General features: G+C 78.4%; 1 protein-coding gene and 1 pseudogene. Both read left to right on the forward strand.

The window, feature by feature from the left end; translation table 11 throughout:
• Positions 1–301, forward strand: a pseudogene (locus tag L1885_RS28185) (ATPase); the annotation flags it as partial.
• 159 nt (positions 302–460) lie between these two features.
• Positions 461–1381, forward strand: a complete 921-nt coding sequence (locus tag L1885_RS28190) for a sirohydrochlorin chelatase (protein ID WP_235799976.1) — start codon at positions 461–463, stop codon at positions 1379–1381.
• Positions 1382–1591 lie beyond the last annotated feature (210 nt).

Genomic DNA, 1591 nt, shown 5'->3' on the forward strand with positions numbered 1-1591 from the left:
GAGCGACCCCGTCGCGGACGCCGTCCTGGCGGCGGCGGCCGGGCACATCGCGGACGCGGCGGCGGCGGTGTGCCCGCCCTCCGGCGACTGCCGGGTGGCCCTCACGGGCGGGCTGTTCGGCATGGGGGAGGTCCTGCTGGGGCCGGTACGGGCCGAGTTGGCGGCCAGGCTGCCGCACGCCGTGCACGTGGAGGCCGCCGGCGACCCGCTCGCGGGCGCGCTGGCACTGGCCGCGGCCCTGGCCCAGGACGGGCCCCTACTGCCGCTCGATCCGCGCCTGTTGTCCGTATCGCACCCCTGACGCCGGGGCCGGCCCGGGCAGGGGCGCGGGCCCCCCGCGTGCGCGGATACCGTCGGGCGCATAATCGGAAAGCCACCTAAGCGACAAATGCGGACGGCTCGCTCGGAGCCTCCCCCTCCCCGAACAGACGCACCGGCAAAACCAGTAGCATTCGGCGCCATGAGCACCCCCACTGGGCCCGCACCCGGCCTGCCCGTACGAATGCCGCGCCCCCGCCAGTCGGGGCGCCACCGACGCCCGGACACCGTGGCCGCTCCCCAGGGCGCGCCCACGCTGGTCCTGGCCGTGCCCGGCACGCCGGGCCCCGCCGCCCGCGCGCTGGCCGACGAGCTCGCGAGCATCACCCGTTCCGAGCTGCCGGGGCTCGAAGCTGCGGCGGCGTTCCTCGACGGCGACGACGAGGAGTTCCCGACCGTCGGCGGCGCGGTGGCCAGGGCGGCCGCGCTGCGCGAGGAACGCTACGAGCTGGCCAAGGCCGCCGGCCGGGAGGCCGAGCAGCCCGAGGGCCCGGCCGCCGTCGTCGTGCCGCTGCTCGCGGGGAGCGACGCCGGCCTGATCGCGCGGATACGCGAGGCCGTCGCGGAAAGCGGCGCCCAGGCCGAGGTCACCGACGTGCTCGGCCCGCACCCGCTGCTCGCCGAGGCGCTGCACGTGCGCCTCTCCGAGGCGGGCCTGGCACGCGCCGACCGCGCGCGCCTGTTCACGGTCGCCACGGCGGCCGACGGCATCATCCTGGCCTCCGTGGGCGGCAAGGACGCGGCGCAGACCGCCGGCATCACCGGCATGCTGCTCGCCGCGCGCCTCGCGGTGCCGGTGATGGCCGCCGCGCTCGACGAGGAGGGCTCGGTGGCCTCCGTGGCCCAGCAGCTGCGCGAGGCGGGTTCCGCCCAGCTCGCGCTCGCGCCCTACCTGGTCGGCCCCGAGCTGCCCGAGGGCCTGCTCGACGCGGCGGTCAAGGAGGCGGACTGCGCCGCCGCGGAGCCGCTCGGCGCCTACCCCGCCATCGGCAAGCTGGTGCTGGCGCGGTACGTGGCGGCGACGGGGGTCGTCCCGCAGCCGCAGGAGTCGCCGGCTCCCTGATCCGGGTGGCCGTGGGGACGTCTCGCGCGGCGCACGCGCGCACGGCGGGGCCCGTGCCGGGAACCAGTGGTTCCGGCACGGGCCCCGCCGCGTCGGCGCGGGACGCGTCGTGATGCCGCAGGCGCCCGGCGCGGGACGCGTCGTGATGCCGCAAGCACCCGGCGCGGCCCTCGTGGCGCCTCATGCGCCGGGCGCGGCCCGTCACCGTCC

Source organism: Streptomyces fuscigenes (assembly GCF_021556455.1).
Lineage (GTDB): Bacteria > Actinomycetota > Actinomycetes > Streptomycetales > Streptomycetaceae > Streptomyces > Streptomyces fuscigenes.

Bases quoted from the DNA above. Each gene is read 5' to 3' on its own strand.
- L1885_RS28190 (WP_235799976.1), top strand. From the start codon at position 461: ATGAGCACCCCCACTGGGCCCGCACCCGGCCTGCCCGTACGAATGCCG.